The sequence below is a fragment of the Neorhizobium turbinariae genome (assembly GCF_023223505.1).
Lineage (GTDB): Bacteria > Pseudomonadota > Alphaproteobacteria > Rhizobiales > Rhizobiaceae > Neorhizobium > Neorhizobium turbinariae.
Map to the genome: position 1 here is coordinate 145,608 of NZ_JALPRY010000004.1, position 19,259 is coordinate 164,866.

The 19,259-nt window shown below is 58.8% G+C and carries 25 protein-coding genes; 13 read left to right on the forward strand and 12 right to left on the reverse strand.

Features of this window, described 5'->3' with window-relative positions; all coding sequences use genetic code 11:
- The first annotated feature begins 8 nt into the window (after positions 1 to 8).
- The 8 genes from M0654_RS03755 (at position 9) to M0654_RS03795 (ending at position 8,581) form a co-directional block, all read left to right on the forward strand.
- Positions 9 to 3,863: a carbohydrate binding domain-containing protein gene (locus tag M0654_RS03755; protein WP_248681905.1), complete on the forward strand. Its 3,855-nt coding sequence runs from the start codon at positions 9 to 11 to the stop codon at positions 3,861 to 3,863.
- Positions 3,860 to 5,383 (forward strand): hypothetical protein, encoded by a 1,524-nt coding sequence (locus M0654_RS03760; RefSeq protein WP_248681906.1) that lies wholly within the window; start codon positions 3,860 to 3,862, stop codon positions 5,381 to 5,383. The genes M0654_RS03755 and M0654_RS03760 overlap by 4 nt, the downstream gene beginning before the upstream one ends.
- A gap of 52 nt (positions 5,384 to 5,435) precedes the next feature.
- Positions 5,436 to 6,119 carry a hypothetical protein gene (locus M0654_RS03765; protein WP_248681907.1) on the forward strand — a complete coding sequence of 228 codons (684 nt, stop codon included), beginning with the start codon at positions 5,436 to 5,438 and terminating at the stop codon, positions 6,117 to 6,119.
- A 58-nt stretch (positions 6,120 to 6,177) separates the two neighbouring features.
- Positions 6,178 to 6,423 (forward strand): hypothetical protein, encoded by a 246-nt coding sequence (locus tag M0654_RS03770; protein WP_248681908.1) that lies wholly within the window; start codon positions 6,178 to 6,180, stop codon positions 6,421 to 6,423.
- Between the two features lie 122 nt (positions 6,424 to 6,545).
- Complete coding sequence (locus M0654_RS03775) at positions 6,546 to 7,169, forward strand: lysozyme (RefSeq protein ID WP_248681909.1); 624 nt, start codon at positions 6,546 to 6,548, stop codon at positions 7,167 to 7,169.
- The gene (locus M0654_RS03780; protein ID WP_248681910.1) at positions 7,169 to 7,405 is read left to right on the forward strand and encodes a hypothetical protein; all 237 of its coding nucleotides are present in this window, start codon (positions 7,169 to 7,171) and stop codon (positions 7,403 to 7,405) included. The genes M0654_RS03775 and M0654_RS03780 overlap by 1 nt, the downstream gene beginning before the upstream one ends.
- Positions 7,402 to 7,668: a hypothetical protein gene (locus M0654_RS03785; RefSeq protein ID WP_248681911.1), complete on the forward strand. Its 267-nt coding sequence runs from the start codon at positions 7,402 to 7,404 to the stop codon at positions 7,666 to 7,668. Before M0654_RS03780 ends, M0654_RS03785 begins: the two co-directional genes overlap by 4 nt.
- A 340-nt stretch (positions 7,669 to 8,008) precedes the next feature.
- Complete coding sequence (locus M0654_RS03795; protein WP_248681913.1) at positions 8,009 to 8,581, forward strand: Panacea domain-containing protein; 573 nt, start codon at positions 8,009 to 8,011, stop codon at positions 8,579 to 8,581.
- 585 nt (positions 8,582 to 9,166) lie between these two features.
- Here the strand turns inward: M0654_RS03795 and M0654_RS03800 are convergent.
- The gene (locus M0654_RS03800) at positions 9,167 to 9,418 is read right to left on the reverse strand and encodes a DUF6894 family protein (protein ID WP_248681914.1); all 252 of its coding nucleotides are present in this window, start codon (positions 9,416 to 9,418) and stop codon (positions 9,167 to 9,169) included.
- Positions 9,419 to 9,702: 284 nt separating this feature from the next.
- Complete coding sequence (locus M0654_RS03805; protein ID WP_248681915.1) at positions 9,703 to 9,921, reverse strand: hypothetical protein; 219 nt, start codon at positions 9,919 to 9,921, stop codon at positions 9,703 to 9,705.
- A gap of 270 nt (positions 9,922 to 10,191) precedes the next feature.
- Between M0654_RS03805 and M0654_RS03810 the strand changes: the two genes are divergently transcribed.
- Both M0654_RS03810 and M0654_RS03815 read left to right on the forward strand, forming a co-directional pair.
- Entirely contained in the window at positions 10,192 to 10,896 is a 705-nt protein-coding gene (locus M0654_RS03810) for a hypothetical protein (RefSeq protein ID WP_248681916.1), read from the forward strand.
- Positions 10,897 to 11,342: 446 nt separating this feature from the next.
- A complete protein-coding gene (locus M0654_RS03815; RefSeq protein WP_248681917.1) occupies positions 11,343 to 12,020 on the forward strand; it encodes a hypothetical protein in 678 nt (225 codons plus the stop codon).
- A 99-nt stretch (positions 12,021 to 12,119) separates the two neighbouring features.
- Here M0654_RS03815 and M0654_RS22720 read toward each other — a convergent pair whose 3' ends face one another.
- From M0654_RS22720 to M0654_RS03845, 6 genes are read right to left on the reverse strand one after another with little or no spacing between them, the layout of a single operon-like run.
- Positions 12,120 to 12,683, reverse strand: a complete 564-nt coding sequence (locus M0654_RS22720) for a CatB-related O-acetyltransferase (protein ID WP_282571523.1) — start codon at positions 12,681 to 12,683, stop codon at positions 12,120 to 12,122.
- A gap of 47 nt (positions 12,684 to 12,730) precedes the next feature.
- Positions 12,731 to 13,105, reverse strand: coding sequence for a thermonuclease family protein (locus M0654_RS03825; protein ID WP_248682004.1), 375 nt, complete (start codon positions 13,103 to 13,105; stop codon positions 12,731 to 12,733).
- The gene (locus tag M0654_RS03830; protein ID WP_248681918.1) at positions 13,105 to 13,311 is read right to left on the reverse strand and encodes a hypothetical protein; all 207 of its coding nucleotides are present in this window, start codon (positions 13,309 to 13,311) and stop codon (positions 13,105 to 13,107) included. Before M0654_RS03830 ends, M0654_RS03825 begins: the two co-directional genes overlap by 1 nt.
- The gene (locus tag M0654_RS03835) at positions 13,308 to 13,961 is read right to left on the reverse strand and encodes an SOS response-associated peptidase (protein ID WP_248681919.1); all 654 of its coding nucleotides are present in this window, start codon (positions 13,959 to 13,961) and stop codon (positions 13,308 to 13,310) included. Before M0654_RS03835 ends, M0654_RS03830 begins: the two co-directional genes overlap by 4 nt.
- Positions 13,962 to 13,965: 4 nt before the next feature.
- Positions 13,966 to 14,427 carry a hypothetical protein gene (locus M0654_RS03840; protein WP_248681920.1) on the reverse strand — a complete coding sequence of 154 codons (462 nt, stop codon included), beginning with the start codon at positions 14,425 to 14,427 and terminating at the stop codon, positions 13,966 to 13,968.
- Between the two features lie 23 nt (positions 14,428 to 14,450).
- Entirely contained in the window at positions 14,451 to 14,654 is a 204-nt protein-coding gene (locus M0654_RS03845) for a hypothetical protein (protein ID WP_390919536.1), read from the reverse strand.
- A gap of 150 nt (positions 14,655 to 14,804) precedes the next feature.
- Here M0654_RS03845 and ligD point away from each other — a divergent pair, with 150 nt between their 5' ends.
- Together ligD and M0654_RS03855 are read left to right on the forward strand one after the other, a co-directional pair.
- Positions 14,805 to 15,866, forward strand: coding sequence for a non-homologous end-joining DNA ligase (ligD, locus tag M0654_RS03850; protein ID WP_248681922.1), 1,062 nt, complete (start codon positions 14,805 to 14,807; stop codon positions 15,864 to 15,866).
- A 64-nt stretch (positions 15,867 to 15,930) separates the two neighbouring features.
- The gene (locus M0654_RS03855) at positions 15,931 to 16,266 is read left to right on the forward strand and encodes a GCG_CRPN prefix-to-repeats domain-containing protein (protein ID WP_248681923.1); all 336 of its coding nucleotides are present in this window, start codon (positions 15,931 to 15,933) and stop codon (positions 16,264 to 16,266) included.
- Positions 16,267 to 16,579: 313 nt separating this feature from the next.
- On the opposite strand, the gene M0654_RS03860 is transcribed toward M0654_RS03855, so the two are convergent.
- The 4 genes from M0654_RS03860 to M0654_RS03875 all read right to left on the reverse strand — a co-directional run bounded on the left by M0654_RS03860 (position 16,580) and on the right by M0654_RS03875 (position 18,692).
- Entirely contained in the window at positions 16,580 to 16,777 is a 198-nt protein-coding gene (locus tag M0654_RS03860) for a hypothetical protein (RefSeq protein WP_248681924.1), read from the reverse strand.
- Between the two features lie 86 nt (positions 16,778 to 16,863).
- Positions 16,864 to 17,541 (reverse strand): hypothetical protein, encoded by a 678-nt coding sequence (locus M0654_RS03865; RefSeq protein WP_248681925.1) that lies wholly within the window; start codon positions 17,539 to 17,541, stop codon positions 16,864 to 16,866.
- A gap of 133 nt (positions 17,542 to 17,674) precedes the next feature.
- A complete protein-coding gene (locus M0654_RS03870; protein ID WP_248681926.1) occupies positions 17,675 to 18,142 on the reverse strand; it encodes a translation initiation factor 2 in 468 nt (155 codons plus the stop codon).
- 178 nt (positions 18,143 to 18,320) lie between these two features.
- Positions 18,321 to 18,692, reverse strand: coding sequence for a hypothetical protein (locus M0654_RS03875; protein ID WP_248681927.1), 372 nt, complete (start codon positions 18,690 to 18,692; stop codon positions 18,321 to 18,323).
- 298 nt (positions 18,693 to 18,990) lie between these two features.
- Between M0654_RS03875 and M0654_RS03880 the strand changes: the two genes are divergently transcribed.
- Positions 18,991 to 19,251 (forward strand): hypothetical protein, encoded by a 261-nt coding sequence (locus M0654_RS03880; protein WP_248681928.1) that lies wholly within the window; start codon positions 18,991 to 18,993, stop codon positions 19,249 to 19,251.
- Positions 19,252 to 19,259: the final 8 nt, after the last annotated feature.

Below are 19,259 nucleotides of genomic sequence, written 5' to 3' on the forward strand. Positions count from 1 at the left end.
AATTTCTGATGGCAATTTTCACAGCCGTGGCGTCAGCCATCACGGCAGTATCGACCTTCATTGGCGGCCTCGGCACGATCGGCACGTTCCTGCTCAAGACCGCTGTTGGGGTTGGCGTCAGCCTTCTCGGCCAAGCGCTCGCAGGCAAGCCGAGTGCATCCCAGAACTTTGCGATCAACAGCACCATCCAGGGCGGCGGAGATCTGCCGCGCTCGTTTATCCTTGGTCGCTATGCCACCGCTGGTTCGCTCGTGTGGGTCAACACCTGGGGGCAGGACAACGACACACCGAACGCTTACCTGACGCAGGTCATTGCCCTCTCCGATCTTCCTGTTGGGGGGCTGGAGGAATTCTGGTGCAACGGCGAGAAGATCACCCTCGGCGGCAACACCATGCTGGGTCTCGCTGCGACGGGTGCGTTTGCTGACAATCTCTGGATCAAGTTCTACGACGGCACGCAAACCGCCGCCGATACGCTACTGACCACCTACGCCTCGAATGCCAACCGGCAATGGAACAGTAATCGGATCGGGCGCGGCGTGGCTTATGTCGTTGTCACGGCGCTGGTGTCAGCGAACAAGTTCTCCGGCATCCCCTCCTTTAAGTTCGTGGTGGATGGTCTGAAGCTTTACGATCCGTCACGCGACAGCACTGTAGGGGGCGTCGGATCGCATCGCGCAAGCAATCCCGCCACGTGGGGCGGCGACGGTGACCATCTGCCGGCAGTCCAGCTATATAACCTGCTTCGCGGCATCACTTATGAAGGAGAGTGGTTCTACGGCCTTCAGAACCTGCCCGCCGCCCGTCTGCCCGTGGCTCACTGGATCCAGCAGATTGCGAAGTGTCGCGCGCCCATTGAAGGTGCGGATGGTCCAGAACCGACCTATCGCAGCGCCGGGGAAATCCAGGTGGATGCCCCGCTGACGACTGCGCTGGAAGCGATACTCACTTCGTGCCAAGGCAAGATCTCGGAAGTTGGTGGCGTTTACCGGCTCCTCTGCGGTGCGCCGGACGCTCCGGTCATCTCCTTCAGCGACGATGACATCCTGTCGACGGAAGAGCAGACCTTCACGCCGTTCCTCGGTCTCGCGGACACGATCAATGGCATTTCGGCAACCTATCCCTCGCCAGCCGACGGATGGGTGCCAAAAACGGCACCTCCGCTCTACCGCAGCGACCTCGAAACGCTTGACGGTGGCCGCCGGCTGATGGCTGACGTGCCTCTGGATTTCGTGCCGTATGCGGAGCAAGTGCAGAGGCTAATGAAATCCGCACTGGAAGAAGCGCGCCGCTTCCGCCGGCACACGCTCGTCCTGCCGCCGCGGTTCTGGGCCTACGCCACACCTGGCACCGTCTTCGCGTGGACGTCGGTTCGCAACGGTTACGCCAATAAGCTGATGATCATCGACGGGGTTGCCGATCGCGCCAACCTCGATGTCATGGTTGATATTCGCGAAGTCGACCCGGCCGACTACGACTGGAACAGCGATTTAGAGTTCCACCCTCCTGTTGATGGAGCTGTCGGTGTCATTCGTCCGGCCCCTCAGCCTATGTACGGCTGGGAGGTGGAACCTGCAGAGTTTCGTGATGCTGCGGGCAACGCAAGGCGGCCATCGATTCTGGTTCGATGCTCTTCTCAGCAGAAAGACGTCGCCAAGGTATGGGTAAAGGTTCGGCTGAAAGCGACCGCTGCCGTCGTATTCGACAGCGACGAGACGCCCTATGCATCGCCTTACGAATGGATCCTGAACGGACAGTTCCTGCCGAACACAGTCTATCAGGTCGCTGGAAAATTCGTGCCCTTCTCTCAGCGCGAGACGTTGTGGTCCAGCTGGATCGATGTGACGACGCCGAACATCCTGATCGCGGCGGAAGATGTCCTCGACAACGCTATAACGGCTGCCAAGATCGCCGACGCCGCCGTCACGGCCGCCAAGATCATGAACGAGGCCGTCACCAGCCTGAAGCTGGCCGAGAAGGCGGTGACGACGGCAAAGCTCGCGGTTGCGGCCGTGACCGCGGAGGTTATCGCGACCGGCGCCGTCATTGCCGATAAGATTGGCACGGGCGCCGTTACGGCTGCCAAGATCGCAGATGGCGCAATTGCCGCGACCAAGTTCGCCAGCGGAATAGAGCCGGTCACGATCGTCAGCAGCGGACCACTTCCCACACAGAAGTCCACCTCGACGATCTTCTATGGCGGGCAGCTCTATCAGTGGGGCGGGACATCCTACGCGCCTATCGAGGCTGAAGTCGGTCCAGGCACGATCACTCAGACCGAGATCGCTAACGGTGCCATCACAACCCCGAAGCTTGTTACCAACGCAATCACATCTGACAAGCTCGCCACCAATTCAGTGATTGCAGGCAAGATTGCAGCGGGTGCCGTATCGGCGGATCAAATCGCTGCGAATGCGGTCACCACGGAGAAGCTGGCTGCAGGGGCGGTGAGCGCCGACAAGATCGCGGCCAATTCGATTACGTCCAAGCAGCTGGTCGTAACAGACTTCTCAAACGTTCTTTTGAATGGCGACTTTTCACAAGGGATCGACGGGTGGTCGGCCAATCATCCCGAATTTACCAGCGTCGGCCCTGAGCCTGCCAACAGGCCAGTCGGTAGTTCAGTGCGATTTACCAGCCCGACCGCGACCTGCACTCTTTTGAAGACCGATGCTTTGGCCGCCAATCCTGGAGACCAATATTATTATGAGGCGTGGGTTTACAATCAGTCGGGCTTTTCCTCCACCTGGCGGCTTTACGCCCAGTGCACGGACTCTACCGAAACGGCCTACGCGTACCCGATCGCAATAGATGTGCCGAAAACCGGAAGCGGCTGGCAAAAGATCACGAGTTCGCTAACCGTTCCGCCCACGGTTTCCAACGGCAATATGGTGGCGAAGATAAGGTTTGGCATAGAGTGCCGTAACCCGGATGCTTCAGGTCTTTACGCGGCAGGGCAGCTGTTCGTTCGCAGAAAGAACAATTCCGAGCTGATTGTTGACGGGGCGATCATCGCTTCCAAACTGGCGGTCGATTCCGTTACTGCCGCTGCCATCAAGGCAGGCACGATAACCGCGACGGAGATCGCGTCAGGCGCTGTCACGGCGGCCAAAATCGCAGCAAGTGCCGTGACGGCTGACAAGATCGCTGCCAACTCTGTTGGCGCCGACAAGATTGCCGCCAATTCGATCACGGCCAAACAGCTTGTCTTGACCGATTTTTCCAACGTCGTTTTGAACGGGGACTTTTCCCAGGGTCTGGATGGATGGGTCAGCAACGCACCGACCTATGTCAGCACTGGGACTGAGCCTGCAAACAGGCCGGTCACCTATTCGGCAGCATTCAATTCGCCGGCCGGAACAATCAATCTTCTAGGAACCGAGTTTGTACCGGTCAACGCGGGAGATGAGTATTATTTCGAGGCATGGGTTTACAATCAAGGAGGGGCCACCTGCACTTGGCGACTGTACGCTCAATGCACGGATTCAACCCAGACCGGGTACGCTTATCCCGTAGCAATCGACTTCCCGAAAACCGGTGGAAGCTGGCAGAAAATTTCGGGCTCCCTCAAAGTGCCGGCCACGATAGGCAGCGGCAACCAGATCGTAAGAGCCAAGTTTGGCATCGAATGCCGCTCTCCAAGTCCAGGCTACACCTACCTTTTGGGGAAACTGTTTGTCCGGCGCAAGAACGGAGCCGAATTGATAGTTGATGGCTCCATCACGGCCGACAAGCTTGCCGTCAATAGCCTCACCGCCATCAGCGCCAACTTCGGTAATGCCAGCGTCACCGGCGTCATCTCGTCCACCAACGGCAAGATGCAGCTCGATTTCAACAACGGCAACATCATCATCAACTCATGACCAGGACACTGATCGGCCTCGACAGCACTGGTGTTACTTGCGTGAAGATCACGAAGGGCAGCATCAACCCATTCACCGAGCCAGACACGAACTACGGTTCTTTCCTGTACAATTCGAAATGGTTCAAGGACATTAAGATCAACAATGTCTACAAGCTGCCGACGCCGAGCGGGACCGCCTATTACCCCTCCGGCCGGAACGCATCGAACTACAACTATGCGCACTACACCGACTTCAACTCATGGGAGACGATCTACCGGCGCGGCTATTTCTCCAGCGAATACACATTCCCCGCCTTCGACTTGAAGTCGAAGCGCAGATCGGACGGCCGCTTCGTCGAGATCAGCAGGCGCCGGTTTCAGGGGACGTCCTACAACGGCAATGAAGCGGCCTACAACAGAAGCGACATCCCCGGCATATGGTATGAAAATCTCGCCGGCTGGGGAAACCCCGGTACGACCATCTACAATTTCTTCGGCGCCGTCGGGAACGCTCTCGTCCTGCAGGGCTCTTACCAGAACTCAGGTTACGACCGGCATGTTGTCCTCTGGGAGCTGCCCGCGAATAACGTCGCAATAAAGGACTCGGCGACGAAAACGCCCTCTCCGGGGCAGCGGGTCGTTCAGATCGACAAGGACTCCTGCAAGGTCGCCAAGCCCGGCTACGACGTCAGGACTGCCACACCGACGCAGCTTGCCATGGACAGCAGCCGCAGGCCCGCGAGCGTCATCAAGACAGGTGATGTTGCCTTGGCGGCCGGTGCTGTGACGGAAGTGCCGCTCGGCTTCGCAGTCGGACCGAATACGGTCGCCGACATCATCCTCTATAACGGCGGCGTGATCACCTTCCCGGCGGGCCAGTATTTCGACGCGTTGGCCTGCGAGTACTGGTTCTCAGGCTCCAGCATGTTCATCCAGAACGCCGAAGCAGCCTGTCGGGCCCGCTTCATTATTATGGCGTTCGACGACGCGAGCCCCAGCTCCGGCACGAACAAGGTGCTCAACAAGTTCACCGCCGGCGGTCAGGACGTCGTCCAGTTCCTTCGCCCCGGATCTGCCAACCCTCCGAATTTTTCAGACGTCATCCTCGATAGCCGCTGGCCGGCGCTGCAGATCCTCGACGAGGGGTGGATCGATGTCGCCCCTGTGTCGCCGGGCATCTACTACCCGGGCAGCCAGATCCAAGGGCAGTTGAACCAGGGTCAGGCTGTCACGAAGACGTTCAACAACAACGGTTTGTTCCCGTTCGTGAAGTACTGGACCTACAACCAGCACAGCACGCAAGGCTGGCAGATCAATCCTGCGCTGACCTTCATTACCGAGTCCTGGAACAACAAGACGCGGTATCACCAGGGCAACTCGTCCTACTGCTACCTGACGAACAACCAGGCGACCTTCGTGACCTTCAATGGCAACCCCGTGCTGGAGCGCACCGCGGGCAACCCGCCGCAGTGGGTCTACGACTACCAGCCCGACCAGGTCCGGGGCATCCGCTACTACATCCTCGGGATCTCCGTCTGATGCTTCTGTCCCTCACATTAACCTGCGACGTATCCAGCGGAAGGAACATAAAATGTACCGCATAGACAGCATGTATGAGGCCATGGCGGATGCCGTGGTCAAAGCCCACCAGGCGCAGACTGTCGACCGTTGGGTCGCCGCGTCTGCCATCTGGCTGGCGCGGCAGCAGATTTTCGGGGTCCAGGACTTCTGGTACGAGCTCGCAGCCAAGGTGACGTCTCTGCTGCCTGACGCAGACCGTTTAGCCATCGACGAGCAGCTCAGCCGGCAGGAAGAAAAGCTGTTCCAAAATACGGGCGACTGGCCGGTTGTCCCCTCCGGGCTTCATGCGGTTGTGGACTCATGGTCCCCGCAGGAGGCTGAGATCGATATCGATCTGCTCCGCGCGGAGATGGTTGCTAAGGTCGACCGTGAGGCGGAGGCATACCGCCTCAACTTCATCACGGCCGGCGACGGCCAGGCCATGACCTATCAGCAGAAGCTGGCAGAGGCGCGCGCCAAGCTCGCCAATACCTCGATCGCGGATGCCGAGATCCCGCACATCGTTGCGGAGGCTGAAGCCACCGGCATGACCAAGACTGATGTAGCGCAGTCGATCGTCGACACCTTCGCCGGTTGGCAGATCCTGTCGGCCGGCATCGAGGGCAAGCGCATGGCGGCGAAGAAGGCGATCGCAGAAGCTGAGGCGGCCGAGGCGATCAAGGCCGCTGCGGCTGTCTCCTGGTCAACGGAATGAACCGGCTGCAAAAGCCTCCTCGCAACCCCATAAGAAACTTCACGCAGGAACGCAGCCTATGTCCATGATGATCTCGTCGCTCAAGCGTCGCAACGAAGCCCTCCAGAACGAATGCGATAGCCTCGCTGGTGGTATCGACCACCTCTCCAACCAGTTGCAGGAGGCCTACCAGCTTCTGCAGAAATACGAACCGGCCTATGTGGCTGAGAAGATGGGAGTGCCGGTGCTTCAGCCTGCCCCGGGACGAAGGTTGACCGCTGCTGAAGCAGAAGAAATCGGGAAGCTGCAGGACGGCCAGGTGTGATCTCCCGGCAGCAACGTGACGTCAATCGGTTGCCCGACCCCTGTCTAAAGCTACAGGCAGTCGCGTCCTAAGCGGCTTCTGCCAGAACGGGCGGGCTTCGTCCATCAACATCGGAGAACATCATGACACGACGCATCAACGCGGCGGGGCTCTCGCTCGTGAAAGAGTTCGAAGGCTTCGAGCCCCGCTGGTACAAAGACCCCGTTGGCATTTGGACAATTGGCTACGGCCATACGGATGCAGCCGGGGATCCCAAGTACGCGGCGACGAAGGGACTTGTCCTCACCGAAGCCAAGGCCACCGAGATCCTGCAAAACGACCTGCAGAAGTATGCGGACGCGGTGTCAAAAGCGGTCACCGTTCCGCTTAATGACAACCAGTTCGACGCGCTCGTGTCGTGGTGCTACAACGTCGGCCCGGGAGCGATGGCGAGTTCAACGCTCGTCCGCAAGCTCAATGCCGGTGACTATGCGGCCGTGCCGTTCGAGCTCTCGAAGTGGAACAAGGCCGGCGGCAAGGTTCTGCGCGGCCTAACCCGTCGCCGCGCTGCAGAGGGGTCTCTGTTCACGCGCAAAGCTTCTCCTGCCCCTGCGCCAGTCCCGACGCCTAAACCCGCTCCAGCGCCTCCTGTGGGCGAAAGCAAGCCCACCGCCTCTAACGCGACCAAGGGGCTGGTTGCCGCCATCGTCGCCGCGGTGGCTGCGGCTGGCGCATGGTTCTCCGACTTCTTCCAGGGGTGGTTCTGATGACCGACATCATCAAGACAATCGCCCGCTGGCGCACGTGGGTAATCAACCTGCTGCTCGTGTTCGCCACGCTGGCGCCGGAGATCCTCAACGCGCCAGAGATCCTCGCCCTCGTGCCGCAGGATTATCAGCGACTGTTTCTGGCTGCGCTGTTCCTGCTGAATATTTGGCTTCGCCCCCGTCCGGCTGTTCTTCCATCTGACCCAGAGGTGCAGGTGAGGAAGGAGGGCGCATGAGCCTCTTCGACCTCATCAAGCTCGCTGTGGGAGCGCTGATAGGCTTTGGCCTGTGCATGCTCCTCTACGTGCCTGCCGCCGTCAGTGACGCGAGAGAAGCCGAAGCCGCCCGCCTGACCGCTGCCACCAATACCGCCATCGGAGAACTGACCAATGAAGCGGATCGTGCTCGTGTTAATCGCCGCCTATGTGTTGAGCGGGGCGGCGTGTACATCCACCAAACCGGTCAGTGTGGCGAAAGGCCAGCTGCAATCCACGGCTAGGTCGATCGCCGGGACATCGCTGATCGGGGCTCGAGGAGCCACAGCACGCGACCAGGACAAGATCGATGACACGGTGGCGGGGCTCTGCGCGGCGCGTGCTTTCACGCCGGACGAATGCGCAGCGCATGACAAGGCGGTGAACCGATGAAGATCAGCCTTGACATCTCCTTGACCTCCGCAGCCCTTCGACAGGGAGGTGGGGTGCCTTGGTCGACTGCAGAACGTCGGCTAAACGTTCTTTAATCTCATTCAGTCATATTGATGGCATCATATTGCGTTCTAAATCCGTTAACGTATACCGATGGACGCGAGATTCGCGTTTCTCGCGATGAGAGAAGCCATGAGCTACGAACCGAGAAAAGCCGCGCAGTTGATTGCGTCACTTATCCTAAAGACCGGAGGGCATTCCTTGAACGTCCTAAAGGCGGTCAAGCTCGTGTATCTTGTCGATCGGGAGAGCATAAAGCGCTACGGGTTCCCGGTGCTTGAAGAGAACCGCGTGTCGATGCCCCATGGGCCAGTAAATTCTTCGACATACAGCCACATCAACGGCGAGTACGATCTTGATGAGTGCGGCTGGTCTGACTTCCTGGAAGATCGAGCGCAGCACCGTATAGCGCTAACGGATAGTCGCATCACAGTCGACGACCTTGATGAATTGAGCGACGCCGACCTCGCCTGTGTTGACGCGGTCTGGGAAACGTTCGGCGCCATGGATCAGTGGCAGTTGCGGGATTGGACGCATGATCCAAAAAACGTCCCGGAATGGGAAGATCCGAATGGCGGCTCTGCTGTCATCCCCATGCAGCGTATTCTCAATTCTGTCGGCGTCGAGAATGCCGACGAGTTCCTACAGTTGTCCGATAGCTTCAAAGCTATAGATCGAGCTTTCGAGGCCGCAAGGGTTCACTAGGTGGTTGCGAGAGCCGGAACGCTGCTAATTCCATCCGGACCGAGCCACAATCCTGGTACGATGCATCTGCACATCGTGTGCACCGAACCGTGCGCTAAGGGCCTTCAGATAATCGTCTCAGTGACCACCTACACAAACAACCTTTGTGACGGCACGTGTCTTCTAGATGTTGGAGACCATGACTGGATCAAACACCAGTCATGGGTCATGTATCGGAAGGCGCGGCTTGAGGAAGCTACTACTTTGGATAACGGGCTGCAGATTGGAGTGTTCATTCCAAAGCCAGCTTGCTCGACAGAACTTCTGTACCGTGTGCTCGACGGCCTGTGTGCTAGCCCTCACACGCCGCGGAAGATCAAGAACTACTACGGCTGCCCAGTGCCTCCAGTGGATCCAGTGGCCGCTTGAGCCGGCTACACCGGGCCACCTCGCCAACATCATCTGCTGGTTAGAGGTAGCGGTCGAGGTGACAGGGGGTTACGCCACCTCGACCGCCTACTCGGTTGTTAAAGCGCGCGCCGAGCCACTCATCTTGTTGTACCAGGGCGCCATTGATCAACGCCATCTTCTGTAGAGCATACCCTCTCATTTAGAGGGGCAGTCCCGCAGGCGAATGACCGACCGAAATGGTAGTACGTGGATTGTCTTGCCGTCTTCGTCGACGACCTCGAACTGCTCGTTGCCTATTTCCTCGCCGTTCCGAACCCTGTCTGCGACCATCTCGCGAGCTCCCAAAATGGCTTCCTCCAAGGCCGCGGTGTGGGTCGGAAGATCGATACCGTCTATGTCGGCCTGAAGTGCGCCGCCGCTGCGGATATGGAAGTAGTATCTCGGCATGGCGTTCTCCAGCAGAACCGCGCACAGAACGACGGATGCTCCATCCTGTTCCACCCATAGCAGAAAGGGAAGTGTATCCAGCAGAGGAGAGCCGCCTGGCGGTGGGTGGCAGCTCTCCTCTGGGTACCTCGATTTGCGGCGAGGTGACTCTGAATAGATGACAGAGCTTGTGCGACCAAGGATGAGCGATCGCTAAATGGTTGAAGGGCTCAGCCGTTTTTCCCGCCTGAGCCCTTCTATCGAACGGGCCTTCACGTACCCGCAGTCGTTGTCCCACAAGATGGTTAATGCTGTATTTCCGAAATGTTCCCTGGCGAACTATCAGAGGAACCGCTCAATCTGCTGATTACTTCCGCCAATAGCGACACGATCTGCAACATCAATATTATCGAAATCGCGAAAGCCGCACATTTGAACAGGCTCACGCCGAAGCAGGCAGCTTCCGCCGCGGCCAGAACCGCAATGACACCCATTTGGATGAGCGAACAGATCTTGTTCTGCATGGCAGGACGTCCACTCGGTAAGCTGTTGAGCCGCTAGAGTGGTATCCCGATCCTAATTTGGCCTTAGCGGATGAGGCCAAGATCTTGCTTCCTAGCACCTAAATGAACCGCATTAGATGGGATCGAGGTCCTGCTGTATCGAAATGCCACTGCCATTCACCGTCTCTTGAGTATGTTTTCCGCTAAATTAGCATTAGGCGAAACGACTGCAGGTTGAGTCGCATTCCACTCCAGTGCCGGCGTTTGGACCGGTTCATCAGGAGGAAGATAATGCGATATCAGTTAAGGTGCCTGATGCTTTCGAGCGTCTTCATCGTTCCTCTTTCCGCACCCAGCTTCTCGCAGGGGCTGAGCGTGGGAGGCGAAAACGGCGTCAGCGTCGGCGTCGACACCAGTGACGGCTTGGGAGTGAGCGCTTCGGTCGGTGGCGACAACGGTGTGAACGCTGATGCAAACGTTGGCGGCAGCAGTGGATTAGCTGACGCGAATGCATCGGTTGGCGGTAGTGGCGGTGTCAACGCGGACGCCAACGTAGGAGGAGGCGGAGGTCTCGATGCTGACGTCAACGCCTCAGTCGGCGGATCTAATGGCGTAAACGCTGGTGTCGGTCTCGATACCTCGGATGGTGTTGATGCTGATGTCACAGCTTCCGTCGGCGGCAGTGATGGCATCAACGCAGGCGTCGGTGTGGGCATTGGAGGATCTGGCGGCACGGGCCTCGACGTTGATGTCGGTATCGGCAATGGCGCTGGTGCTGGAGGTAGTGGGCCAGGTGCGGGCTCGGGAGGATCCGGCGGATCTGGCGGGACAGGGGGCGGTAAAGGCTTGACTGCAGCCCAGCAGCAAATGTTCAATTCCATGTCTGACGGAGAGAAGCGCCAGTTGCTCAACCGTTGCGCTGATATCCGTTCCGGCGGCGGCGACAGAGCGCTCGTCCAGCTCTGCCAGATGCTGCGTCTTACGGCACGTCGTTGATGCCCATAGGTTTCTGAATTCGGGCAGCTAGCACGCGACCTTACAACATTTTCAAGATCAGATAGCCGTCCTCCGGGGCGGCTTTTTCTTTGTCTGAAAGGGCATCCCGTTGTTACCAGATGAAACCGGCGCCACCGCAGCCGCAAGCCTTCGGGCCAAGCTAGGGGCGGGTAGCATGATCTTCACAGACCCAGCCGGTGTCTCGGCATCTCCTGCACTTCGCCATCTCTGACCTCGTGAGCTTCCATGAACGAAACCGACATACATGGCGGCCGACGGTATCGCGGCTGCAACGGATCGGTACGCGCCGTGGAGAAGGTTGAAGATGGGAGAGTGTTCTACCGGGTCAACGGGACCGGAACGAGAACATCAATGGAGCTGTGCGCATTCGCGCCGCTCATAAAGCATGAACTACCTGATGGTGCATTGAAAGGGCGGCAGGATTAATGGCGAGCGGAAACAGCGATATGCCGAACGGTAACGGAATAGCCTTCGACCCGATGGCTCAGTATGCGCGGTTGTCCGAGCGCGTGGAGAATCAAGGCAAAGACATCGTTGATCTCCGGTCGAACATGAACACCGGGTTCCAGAGCGTCAACGCCAGCATCACAACCCTGTCGAACGAACTGCGCTCTAATTCCAAGACGCAGTGGCCGGTTATCTGGGCTGCGGCTGGCGTCTGCTTCACCATCCTCGCCACCGGTGGAGCGTTTTTCTACAACAGCCTGAGCAAAGGCCAAGATAGGTTGGATGCCGCAATACTTAAGAACGCCGAACTGCAGCAGGTTTCGGTGAGTAAGCTGGCGGACACTACGCAAGCCGCTCTCTCGGCTATGGGCGAACGCATGGTCACGCAGAAGGAATTGGAGTGGCGGACCGCGCGAGGGCAGGAAGATCGGTCTCGCATGGAAGCGTCGGTCAAGGAGATCCGAGAAGGGTTGGTCCCACGCGCAGAACATGAGCGGGTCTGGCAGAACTACACAAACAAGGATCAGGACCTCCAGCGTCAGCTCAACGAGGTGAAAGAGGCCCAGGGCAGCGTCTACGGTGCCCGTGATGTTATTCTTGATCTTCGCCAGCGTCTGGACCGCGTCGAGCGCGAGCGGATAAATCCGCCTTCCTGACATCTTGCCGCCTTTGTACGATTGCGTACACTTCTCGCGCGGACCTGAATATTGGCCTCCTCTGCCTTCACGGGCGGGGGAGGCTTTTCGTCGTTTGGGCTATGCATCGATCCGCAGCGGAGAGGCTTCCAAGGTTGCAATGGCCTCTTCTAGTTCAGCAAACTTTTCTCGCGCGTCCTCCAGATCACGGTCCCACCACTCGGATGCCAGGATAAGCTGACGTTGTGCTTCGTTGAAACGAAAACCGACGATCCGGGCAGGAGAACCAGCTACGATAGCGAACGCCGGCACATCTCTGTTTACGAAGGAGTTGGCGCCGACAACCGCCCCAATGCCGATGTTTACGCCTCTCCGGATAATGCTGTCGACGCCAATCCAAACATCGTGGGCGATGTCGCAACTGCCTTTCGTGAGCACTGCCTTTGCATCGCGGTAGAACAGGCTGCTTGTCGAGATCCGATCGATGTCATGCTCCCCCTGGCCGATGCTCACGTTGTTCGCAATTGACACGTAGTTGCCGATACTGCTTCGGGTGACATCGCATCGTTCACCGATGTAGCAATATCTGCCGATCGTGCTGTCGGATGAGATTCGGCTGCTCGGTCTGATCTCTGTGGTGAGGTCAAACCTCCCCGCCGTCTTCTTTTTCCGAAACAAACGCATCTTGCATCCTTATTTGAAGAACCCACCGCTTTAGCCGTGCGTCTAAGCTATGTGTCGACTTGGCACCAGTCATTCTTTTTGCCCGGGCGCCACTCTCGCGCCGTCCCCTCCCTAAGCAGGATCTGGCCCACCTCTTGCCCATCGGGCAGGTAGAGGTTCACTAGCGGCCGCTTGAACTGGTCTACACCGTTCGCTTCGACCTTGATCGCCTTGCCCTCGATCAAGCTTCTCAGGCGCTGCTTTGCCAGCAGGGCGAGCTTCCGCTCCTTCTCGCACTTTGCATGGCTGCCGATCTCTGGCGTGTCAATGCCGGAGACGAAGGGCGTTCCGCCGCCCAAGAGGCGCATGTTCTGGCCGTCGCACTTGATGGTATCCCCATCGACAACAAGCAGCGAAGCGCACACGAAGAGGGTGCTGAGCATCATTCAGCCGGCTCGGTGGCATACTTCGCCGCGATATGCTCCGGCCAGTGAGGGTAATGCTTCGCGCACCACCATGTCATTTTGTCGCCGGTCCCGCGGCTGTAGCCAAGCCCGCCCCACTTCCGGCAGCTCGCGATCGAGCAGTAGTGGTTCTCATGGATGCCGGCGCCCGGGTCGCTCGTTCTGCTCTCAGGGTTCAGGCTCAAATCAGCGCTCCCTGGGCTTCCTGCACAGGGAGCAGGATCAGGCGGTCATCCGGCAGAGGGCGCTGCAGAGCTTTGGCTTCGTCCCATGGTGCGCGCATCCAGACGTCCATCTCTTCCTCGTTCGTCAGGATCACCGGCATTGCCTTCGGGTGGATCGGACTGACTACGCTGTTTGGCTCACAGGTGAGGAAGCCGTAGACCTCATGCTCGCCCTCACGAGGCGTCTTCATGGAGCCTCGCGTTCCGCTCCAGATCGTCCATATCCCAGCAAAGAAGGCGATCGGCTTGCTCTCGTCGATGGCAAACCAGCGCTTCGTCTTCCTCGGCTTGGTGTCCTCGTATTCGCAGAAGGTCGTCCAGGGCACGAGGCAGCGGTTCGCCGGGCCTAGCCACCGGCGCCAGTGCGGCGAGGTCGCGTTGCGGATGTTAGTGACGCCGCAGTCCGGCTTGCCCTGCAGGATGCTGGGAGGGGTCGGCATACCCCAGGTGAGCATCGTCATTTCGCGTCCGTCCGGCGTGTTTCGGATGACCGGCCCCGGCCGATCAGGATAAACATCGAGCGACGGCTGCAGGTTGCCGAGCCTGTCGAAGGCCTTGGTGATCGCCCTCAGGGCCTCCTGGTTGGTTGTGACATTGTAGAGATTGCACATGCTTTCACCTCGGCAATGACGAAATCTCGACCACGCTAGCGTATCTTTTACATTCCTTACAGTGGAGCTTGGCCGCCAGGTCCTTGATCCGAGCATTAGTCCCGACCTGTCGCTCCAGCGCCTTCCTGTTGAGCTTGGCGCGGCGGCCGCATTGGCAAACGGCCTTCAGCACTTCCCACTCCCGCAGATCGGCAAGGCGTTTCCCCAGTTCGATTTCATGCTGCTCGCGGCTGATGTAGCCACGCTGCCGCACCCATTCGTCCAAGCGCCTGTAATAGAACAGACGGCAAAGATTGTAGTAGCCCTTCTTCGGTCGGTCGCAGCCAACGGCTTTAGCAAGTTCGCCCAGCAACTCCGGCATGGACGCGTCTCCGTGTTTGCCGAAGAGTTCGTCTCCATCGAAGTGATGGAGAACCTCACACTCTTCGCAGATGACGGTGACCTTCTTGCCCTGGTATTCGGACAATGTCGCCGCTTGCTTCCCGGACATCACTCGCGCTCGTAGCTCGGTCGCCATCCACGCGTGAAGCCACGGCTGCTTGCCCCTTCCGTCAGTGCCAGCTCTTGCCGCAGGTGACGGCAGTCTCCGAGAAGCGTGGCAATGGCTGCGCGGCTATCACCACCATGCCAGGCGAGAACCGCATCTACCTCAGACAGTTCAGGTTCGCTCTGTTGTAGAGATGCTTCAGGCACGACTTCTCCTTCGCGCCGAAGCGCGTCCATAAGCTGTGGATGATATGTGGATAGCCGCTGCTCATGCGGCGACTGGTGTTCTCAATATGTTCTCGTTTGTGGCGGAGTCAACAGGAAATCTTTTTAAGGATTTGCTGTTGCAATGGGTGCATGACAAAGCGTCCTCGCAAGCGCTCCAAGCCACTGCTGATTGACGACAATCTGCCGCTTCAGAGCAGGCCTGTACGGCGGCGTGACCCAAAGCAGCCCGAGCTTCCGTTTGATCTGATGCCCGAACGGGTGGAGCCTTGCCTGGCAACGCTGCGGGCTTCTCCGCCTCATGGTCCCGACTGGTCGTATGAGATCAAGTGGGACGGCTATCGCCTTGCCGTTCACGTCGAACCATCGGGTGTTCGTGTGATCACGCGCGGCGGCAAGGATTGGACGCACCGTTTTCCTGGCATAGCAGAAGCCGCCAAGGCGCTTGATCGGACCATGATCCTCGATGGCGAGGCTGTCATCCTGGACGAGCAAGGGAGGTCCGACTTCGGCCTGCTCCAGAGGTCGCTCGGAGCCAGTGGCAGAAATGGCGGCAAGCTGCCGTCGAGGGACTCCATTCTCTACGCCTTCGACCTCCTCTACCTGGATGGTCACGATCTACGGAAGCTGGACTACGAGGACCGCCGAGAACTGCTGGAGGAGGTGCTGGATGGGCAGGACGGAGCGATCCGTCTCTCGGAAGAGTTCGACGCCGATCCGGATGCACTGTTGCAGCATGCTTGCCAGCTAGGCCTCGAAGGCATCATCGCGAAGCACAGGAGACGCCCGTACAGGTCTGGCAGGCAGGGCGACTGGCTGAAGATCAAGTGCATTCAGAGCGACAGCTTCATCGTTGTCGGCTACGAGCCATCAACCGCATTGGCAGGCGCAATCGGCAGCCTGCTGCTTGCAGCCTACAGCGGGGACGACCTCGTCTATGTTGGCAGCGTTGGAACAGGCTTTAAGCACGATCAAGCGCGTGACTTGAAGGTGACGCTCGACAAGCTGCGTTGGAAGGCGAAGAAGCCTCCCGTCGACTACGACGGAAGCCGCAAAGCGGTCTGGGTGCAGCCGACACTGATCACCGAGATCGAATATCGTGCCTGGACTGGTGACGGAAAGCTGCGGCATGCCTCGTACAAGGGGCTCAGAGACGTCCAGGACAACGCTGAGATCTATCAGTTGGACGACTGAACGTTCAGCAGCCATTCACGCGGCCAAGCGCTAGATCGACCCATCACGTTTGGAGGAAACAGGAATGCGTGGTTTGATTCTAGCAGCAGGCCTTTTGATTGCTGGATTGACAGGCGGAACTGCAAACGCAATGCCTGCGGGCGGTGTATCAGCACCATCGTCGTCTTTGATCCAGACGGTCGATTGGGCATGCGGTCGAGGCTTCCATCTCTCGCCGCGGGGGTATTGCCGGCCCAACCGGTGGGCGCCACCCCCACCACCGAGGCACGTCTACCGTCATCATCGCCGAGATCATTGGGATCATCGTGGACCACCGAGGCACTGGCGGGAGCGAGACCGCTTTGACGGAAGAGACTGGCGCGATCATCGCGAATGGCGACGCGACAGAGACTGGCGATAGGGTATCCGACCATCCGTGCGCATGCGCACGGCTTACGCTCAATCATGGGTGAGAACGTCGCGACGGCAATGAATTCCGGGGGTAGGAATTCTGAGGGGGACGGGGGCGATTGCCGTCGCGACATCGTTCTAATCTGCAGCCCGGCCAAACGTTCCAAAACAAAACGACCGGCTGCGTTTTTTCGCGCGCCGGCCGTAGCCCGTCCCTGGGTTGAGGCTGTGGTACTGTGGCATGTAGGCAAGAAGATGTCATAGATGCAGTGTCAGGCGGGACGTTGATACCTTGCTGATTCCCCGCCTCTGTTTTCAAAGACCTAGCTGATGAGGGCGCTCAGCTCCTGCTCACCTCGCACGCCGTGCGCGTAAAGCTCGACAAGCTCGGCGGCAATATGCGCGGCGTCGTTGCCTTCCTTAGACAAGCCGCGGCGTTGGCAAGCAGCCTCAAGAACGCGCTGGATCATGGCGAGATCTGCCGGGGCGAGTGGTTTAGGATCGTAGGTAGTTGCTATCATCCCGGCAGTATCGGGTGCCGGGATGAACCTCAGATGAATCGGGACGGGGTGTCAGGCCCTAGCGGCTTCGCGCCGCCAGCCCACTATCATAAACGCAGGGCCGACTTCCAATCCGGCAGCGTCGGCTCGCCCCGTACTTGCCGCCTCCGACCGAGCTCATCGAACAGGTAATTCACCACAGGCACGTTGGCGTCAAACGTCCAGCCTCGGCTACCAGATGGATGGAGGATGTGCGCCGCAACGGCGCCGTAGTTATCACTCCAGTTGATCTCGTGAGCCTCGAACGAACGGCCGGCGATATTATACGCCGCTGGGATCGTCACATGGTGTTTCTTCCGCCGCCACAAGTCCCGGCCGCAGACGAGGATGATCTCGGCTTCCGACCGTTTGACCGCATCGAAGAAGATTCGCGGAGTATCTCCCTCCCACATCTCAGGGAGAGGGCGCGAGTTGGGCTTACTTGCGGCGACTACCGGGATGTAGTTGTAGAAGACGACCGATCGCCAAAACGCATCGGACTGCTCTCTGGTCAATGGCTTGTCACGGCTCCCGGTGACGAGCCGCTCGACGTTTGCAAAGAACTTCCCCGTTTTTCCAAGCTTGCCTTCCAGATAAGCCTGAACGACGTCCTGCGTCATGTTCGGCACGTAGGATCCCACAGCGTGCTCTGCACTGTGGTGGCTTTCGCCGAGGATCATCAGCCGCGCGCCGCCGATGATGTTCTCGCTATCTCCCCACAGGTCACCGCGCCAAGGTTCTGCCATTTCGACTTCCTCCGTAACTTGTTGCGGCTCAGAAACCCTTTCACCGCTCAACTGACGCATACGCTGCAAATAAATGTTCGGCCCGCATGGCGGCGCGAGCCGAACGATCTAAGACCGGGCCGGCCGTGGGCGGTTAGGCCGAAGGCGTACCTGTCGTCGTTTTCTTCTTGGGTTCCACCACCGGAGGCGCCATCGTTGGCGTCTTTGGGTTCTTTGGGTCCATCGGTTCCAGAACGACGTAAGCTGGGTTAGGGTAGTGGTCGAGCGCCGCGCCAGTCGCTGCGTCGACGCCCATGCCGATCACGCCACCGACCAGAACGTTGCCTGCAAATCCTGCGGCTCCCCCGTCGCTGATCTTGGTTTTGACATCGAGCCGGCCAGGCTTGTAGCCTTCCTTCTCAGCGAATACGGTGAACTCTGCCTTGCGCTCAACCTTGATCGTGCAAGGCGATTGGGGGCAGGAGTGTCCGAGCGACGTGCTCACCTTGGCGTCGGTCGGCATCGCGGAGATGACGACGTTTTCGCTCGTGCCGCGTGAGATAGAGCCGCACGACGACAGTGCCGCGGCAAGCGCAGCGATAGTAGCTATTTGGATTTTCATGATTCCCCCTGGATGTGCGGGAGAAGTAAACAGCTGCTCGCGTTAAAGTCGAGTGGGAGTTTTCATATGTGGTAAATTTGGGGACGATCAGCCGCCATTTAATCTACCTTTGCAAGGGTCTTGTCGTCTCGAGCGTGGCCGGACCATCGAGCCAGGTGTCAGTGCGCCACTCCTCGGTTCATGGCCTAAGCGCTTCCCTCAAGATCGCTTCTGCTCGCGCCTCGATCGTCATACGCAAATCGCGGATCATGCCCGTCGCTTCCAATAGAGCAGCCTTGATCTCGTTGTCGCTGAACATCTGCACGGACCTAGACATGGTCAAGAAATCAATGGCTGAATCGCGGTCTAGGCTATCCTGCTGCACCCCTAAAACCTCCCTTGCGTAACGGATGCCTCGGTAAGCCCGATCAAGCAGCCGCGCACGCTCGAACTCGCCCAGGCCGAGGACGCCGTTTGCAGCGCGGATCAAGTCGGCGATGAGGTTGTCTAGCGGCTCCACCTTCAGATCCCATCGTTCTGGGTCAGAGTTTCCTCCAGCCTCGATATCCAAGCACCGCAGCCTGCCACGGGTCCGACAAGAGTCAATGGGCCTATCCCACCCATTCTCATTCCTTCTAGCTGTTGAAGAAGGCGAGGTCAGCCGCTACGGATTTTGGAGAGCGCAGATGAGGGGATGTGATGAATCGCAAACGTAACCGCCGCTGGTCAGACGCTACTGTAAGAAAGGCTGCTGACCTCGCTCGGGAGAAGGGGGTGACAATCCGTCTTGAGCCGGACGGCGCCGTCGTTGTTCTCCCGCCAGGTCAACAGGACCCGAGCCCGATCGAAGATGACGACGGAATTGAACAATGGTGAAACAGCACCCGGGAGACGGATTATCTTACCCACCGAGAGGAATGTCTCGCGAAGAGGCGGCTCGCTATGTCGGTGTCGGCACTAGCAAGTTCGCTGAGCTGGTGGCTGACGGACGGATGCCTAAGCCGAAGAGGATCGACGGCCGGGTCATTTGGGATCGTATTGCACTGGACGCCGCCTTCTCCGACCTTCCCGACGAAGGCAGGAACATGATCGACGAGCTACTGTCTCGACGCGATCCCCCACCTCTGTGAGTGAAGAC